The organism is Vibrio sp. (assembly GCF_984391705.1).
This window is the reverse complement of sequence record NZ_CFHWOM010000094.1, coordinates 2,422-7,715: the sequence shown is the minus strand read 5'-3', so window position 1 is coordinate 7,715 and position 5,294 is coordinate 2,422. Positions and strand designations below refer to the sequence as shown.

Here is a 5,294-nt window from a genome sequence, read left to right as displayed (position 1 = left end):
TCAGAACCTTTCTGATAACGATTTGAGACTATTGCTTCAAAATTTCTTGTAACGTCTCTTTTAACTCGTTTGAGTCTTTAGCCTCTTTGACACATTCTAAAGTAGCTTTGTATCCGATCTTTGACTTAACGCGAACCACGAGCGGCACTAAAGCGAACTCATTGCGAGATTCGGTCTCTGAGTTAACTTCTATTCCGAAAATACATTTTTCAGTCAGTACTGAGATTCCCTTATCTAAGTGATCTATTGCATCAAGTAGATTGGTAGTCAGTAGCATTCCCCACGGGTTATAGTCTAACTCTCCATGAACATGTGCTTGTTTAGATGAGTAACAATGCCCTTGTGCTTGCATAGCAGACTGAATCGCAAACTCGGGAATCGTAGGGTTTACTTTTCCCGGCATAGCGCTTGAACCAGCCTGCACAGCTGGAAGCGTAATTTCCGATAAGCCGCCCTCTGGACCAGAAGACATCAGGCGCAGGTCTTTCGCCATTTTAATGATAAAACCAGCTAAATTTTCAACTTGGCTTACACAACGGACTTGAGCATCAAACGATTGGCTAGATTGAAACAAATTGTCGTTCTTACGTAGCTCTATGCCAGTAACTTCTGAAAGCACTGAGATACAACGCTCAGCATAAGCCGTTGAGCAGTCACCATTTCGACCAATAATATTTCCGCTTAAATTCACAGCCTGAAGGTCATGTCTACACTCTTTAAGATGCATTTGATACATGCGCAGTGATGCTAAGTAACCACTCCAGAACTGTTTAAACTTTATTGTCACCGCATCCTGCATACAGGTTCTAGCGAGTTTAGAACTGTCGCCATGATTTACCATTAAATACTCAAGCGCATATATCAATCGCTCAATAGTAGTCATTAAGCAATCAAGGGCTTCAATAGTAGCTAAGTGACTTGCGGTTTGTAAGCAGTCGCTCGTTGAATGATTCATATTAATAGCATCATTCGGATGAGCAGGTGAATACGAGCCGTACGATTGGGCATAGTAGCTATGATTGACAATGTTAGCGACGATTTCGTTGACATTCATATTAACTGAAATGCCACCGCCACCATGAAAGGCGTGAACGGGGAATAGCTCCTTTTGGTAGTTTTCTAGTATGGACTGACAGGTGTTTTCAACGTTCAATGAAAGCACTGGATCCATTTCTCCTATTTCCCTGTTTACACGAGCAGAAGCTAATTTGACGCGTAAAACAGCAGTGACAAGTGAAGCGTAGTCACCAAGTGTTTTTTGACTATCTACAGGATACAGATTTAGAGCTCGTTGTGTTTGAGCACCATAAGGGAGTAACGCTGGAATTTTCACTTCACCAATATTATCGACTTCGATTCTGTATTGCATATTTTTCCTTAATTGGGCGGATAGGACCGCCCAACATATTTGACTAGCTTTCGCCGTAGTAGACCCAAATACTCTTAGTCTTTGTGTAAGAAGATAGCGAATGAATGGCCATTTCTTTACCCCAGCCACTTTGTTTAAAGCCTCCAAATGGGCTGGCAAGTCCATAGCAGCCATATTTGTTTACAAACACCATACCAGCATCAATCTGATCAACCATTCGATGTGCGCGAGTCACATTAGATGTGTATATACCTGCTGCAAGCCCATATTCCGTGTTGTTAGCTATTCTAACGGCGTCTTCTTCAGTTCTGAATTTGATACAGGAAAGCACTGGCCCAAAGATCTCCTCGCGAGCTATACGTGCATCTTCAGGTACTTCTGAGAAAATTGTTGGTCGCACAAAGTAGCCGTTGTCATTCCCATTTGATGTATCTCGCGTACCACCAGCCACCAGTTTTGCTTCGGTTTTACCTATCTCAATGTAAGACATGATTTTATTGAACTGCGCTTCATTACATTGAGGTCCTTGTTCACTTTGAGGATCTAACGGATCACCACACTTAACAGCTTCTGCTTTAGCTATCAGTTTCTCAAGAACATAGTCATAAATCCCTTCTTGAATTAAGAAGCGTGTTGGTTCGGAGCACTTTTCACCTTTATGAGAGAACATAACAGTAAAGGCGCGATCAATAGCAGCATCCAGGTTTTCAGTATCCTCAAAGAAAATACAAGGAGACTTACCGCCAAGCTCGAGCGTGACTGATTTCATGTTTGATTGGCCGCTATTCTCAATAATTTTGCGTCCAATTGGTGTACTGCCCGTAAAGGAAACTTTTTGCACATTATTGCTGACTGTTAGCTGATTTGAAGCCGCTCCATCAGCGATTACTAGGTTTAAAACACCGTCTGGAATATCAACGTTTTCAACAATTTTTTCTATCAAATATAAGGAGGTCAAAGGTGTAAACTCGGACGGTTTTAGAATAACCGTATTCCCCATAGCTAAAGCCGGAGCGATTTTCAACGCGGCCTGATAAAGAGGAAAATTCCAAGGGGCGATAAGAGCACACACACCAACCGGTTCTTTATTCGTGAAGTTAAGGTATTCCGCGTCGACAGGTGACGTTTCGCCATAAAATTTGTCAGTCCAACCTGCATAGTACTCAAAGATATCAGCACAAGTTGGGATATCATCTGCCAACGACTCTGTTAAAAGTTTCCCATTTGGTAGCGTCTCTAGCACCGCTAAGACTTCAGTATGATCGCGAATAACTTGCGCAATATCGCGAAGAACTTTAGCTCGTTCAGTCCTACTAACTTTACTCCAAACACCAGATTGGTGAGCTTGTGAGGCAACAACAGTTGCTTCTTCAACTAGCTGCTCATCAGCTAAAGGGATGTTACATAACACATCTCTATTACTAGGGTTGGTAACCATCCAGTTATTCTCTAAGTTGCCAAGAACCCATTGGCCACCAATAAATTGTTTTTTATCTTTGCTTAGCCACTCTTTAGCTGTAGCGATCGCTAAGTTGTATTGAGTATCCATATTTTCTCCAAACTGCGCATTTGTCATTGTGGTCAGTCCTTAAAAATTTACAGATATCACAATTTCACAACAACTGAATAAAAGTAATTAACATATGAGATTTAATCGTTAGAATTCAAAAAAACCGATAAGAGCGCGCTATTTCGGAAATTAATGTGAAACGCAGTGACCGAGTTTGAGTTCTAAGTCGCTGTATTTGTGACTAGGAGCAAGATAATGAGACAACTACCCTCGCTTAATGCAGTTCGAGTATTTGAAGTTGCAGGTACGCACTTAAGTTTCACCGCTGCGGCAAACATTTTAAATGTTACGCAGGGGGCGGTTAGCAAACAGATAAAACAACTCGAGGAGTATTTGGGTGTACCGCTTTTTAAACGCACATCTACTCGAGGTCTCCTTGAGTTAACTCCGATTGGCGAGCAAGTTCTCGACACGATTTCTCGTTCTCTTTCTGAGGTTGAGAAAGGATTAGAGGTCATACGGAACCCCAATCTTCAACAGCGATTAGTTGTCCTTGCTCCTCCAACATTTACTAGCCGTTGGTTGAGTGCTCACCTCGTTAACTTTGCTAAAGCATTTCCTCAGTATGACTTACAGATCTATAGCAAACGAGAGCAAAGTACCCTATACGATATTGAAATCCTCTTTGATGAAGTCAGTGAATTCTACGCAAAAGACAACTTGTTGTTTAAAGAAAAATACGTAGCAGTCTGTAATCAAGACCTAGTTACCGAGAGCATGAATATTGAGGCCCATACACATAAGATGCTCCATATTCGCCACCATGGTCATAACCTCCCGGCATGGAAAGACTGGCTTGAATCTGCCAATATTCAATTGACAGAGGGACATCGAAAAGGGATTTCGATGAGTACTCAAGAGCAGGTGATAAATACAGCTATCGCTGGAGGTGGATTCGCGGTAGTCGATCTCAATATGGTTTATCACTCACTTAAAAAACAGGAACTAATCCAATTCCACCCTCTGCAATGTCGCAGTCGCTATGGGTACTTCATTCATGTCCCGACTCCCAAAGTCGGTACGAGTAAAGTTGAAGCATTTGTGTCTTGGTTGAAAGAAGAGTGCCTTAGCGTGTCTTAGCTTCAATTTTTCAAACAACCACTATTAACAATCAAAATATAACCAATTGTTTTTTAAGGTTTTAATTTCACATCGCATGCAATAATGAACTAAACTCATGCATACCTAACTTATATTCACTCGTGTTTTGTCGGCTTTTGAATCTAAATACTCAGGTCAACAAACAAAAATTAAACATTTCGTTTACATAATGCGAGGGGTGAATATGGAATACGTACAACTAGGTAACTCTGGCCTCAAGGTGTCTCGTTTGTGCCTTGGAACGATGAACATGGGCTCTAAGGAATGGAAGCCTTGGATCTTTAATGAGAAAGAGAGCGAGCCAATCATTCGTCATGCTATCGACCATGGTGTTAACTTTATCGACCTAGCAGACTTTTACTCATATGGAGCAGGTGAAGAAGTCGTTTGTAATGTACTCAATCGCATTGGACAACGTGACAAACTGATTGTCACAACTAAAGTTGGCTACCAAATGAATGATGACATCAACGCACAAGGCCACTCTCGCCAGCATATAATGAACTCCATTGATGCATCGCTAAAGCGCATGAAGATGGACTATGTAGATATTTACATGCTTCATTTCTTTGATGTAAACACCCCTATCGAAGAAACAATGTGCGCTCTGAATGATATCGTTCGATCAGGCAAAGCTCGCTATATTGGTGTTTCAACCATGTATACATGGCAGCTCGCTAAGATCATCCAGGTATGTGATCAAAACGGTTGGGTAAAACCTATCAACATGCAATTACAATATAATTGTGCCTACCGAGAAGAAGAGAGAGAGATGATTCCATATTGCCAAGACCAAGGCATCGGAGTGTCGGTATTTAGTCCTCTTGCTCGGGGTATCCTCACTAATGATATGCAGTCTAACCGAAACAAAACCGATTTCTTTACTGCCGAAATGTATAACGACAAGGCTTCATTTGATATTTCTACTTCTGTTGCCCGCGTAGCCCAGAGGCACAATGTAGCTCCCGCTCAGGTAGCACAAGCTTGGGTACTATCTAAACAATACGTTTCCTCGATGTTAGTTGGTGCTGATACTCCGGAACAATTCAATAGCGCTCTAGCTGCTTTGGAAATGAATCTAGATCAAGATGATATATTTGAGTTAGAACGCAATTATACGCCTTGCGATATAATCAACGATTACACAGCAGGAAATCGTATCCCTCGAGAAGCTCGCCTCCCCGAAGGTATTTACGCTAAATAAATAGCATATAACTCAAACTGTATTTAAATGGCACTTAACGTGCCATTTTT

At 41.5% G+C, this 5,294-nt stretch carries 4 protein-coding genes; 2 read left to right on the top strand and 2 right to left on the bottom strand.

The annotated features are described in order from the left end of the window. Positions 1 to 28: 28 nt before the first annotated feature. The gene (locus tag AC4MRV_RS21005; RefSeq protein ID WP_491189241.1) at positions 29 to 1,369 is read right to left on the bottom strand and encodes a lyase family protein; all 1,341 of its coding nucleotides are present in this window, start codon (positions 1,367 to 1,369) and stop codon (positions 29 to 31) included. Between the two features lie 43 nt (positions 1,370 to 1,412). Next, positions 1,413 to 2,918, bottom strand: coding sequence for an aldehyde dehydrogenase family protein (locus tag AC4MRV_RS21000; protein WP_491189240.1), 1,506 nt, complete (start codon positions 2,916 to 2,918; stop codon positions 1,413 to 1,415). Between the two features lie 216 nt (positions 2,919 to 3,134). On the opposite strand from AC4MRV_RS21000, the gene AC4MRV_RS20995 reads away from it, so the two are divergent. Next, entirely contained in the window at positions 3,135 to 4,019 is an 885-nt protein-coding gene (locus AC4MRV_RS20995) for a LysR family transcriptional regulator (protein WP_022593155.1), read from the top strand. Between the two features lie 205 nt (positions 4,020 to 4,224). Continuing rightward, complete coding sequence (locus AC4MRV_RS20990) at positions 4,225 to 5,244, top strand: aldo/keto reductase (RefSeq protein WP_491189239.1); 1,020 nt, start codon at positions 4,225 to 4,227, stop codon at positions 5,242 to 5,244. The last annotated feature ends 50 nt before the right edge of the window (positions 5,245 to 5,294 follow it).

Coding starts and splice junctions, on each gene's coding strand:
- AC4MRV_RS21005 (WP_491189241.1), bottom strand. CDS start 1,369: ATGCAATACAGAATCGAAGTCGATAATATTGGTGAAGTGAAAATTCCA.
- AC4MRV_RS20990 (WP_491189239.1), top strand. CDS start 4,225: ATGGAATACGTACAACTAGGTAACTCTGGCCTCAAGGTGTCTCGTTTG.
- AC4MRV_RS20995 (WP_022593155.1), top strand. CDS start 3,135: ATGAGACAACTACCCTCGCTTAATGCAGTTCGAGTATTTGAAGTTGCA.
- AC4MRV_RS21000 (WP_491189240.1), bottom strand. CDS start 2,918: ATGGATACTCAATACAACTTAGCGATCGCTACAGCTAAAGAGTGGCTA.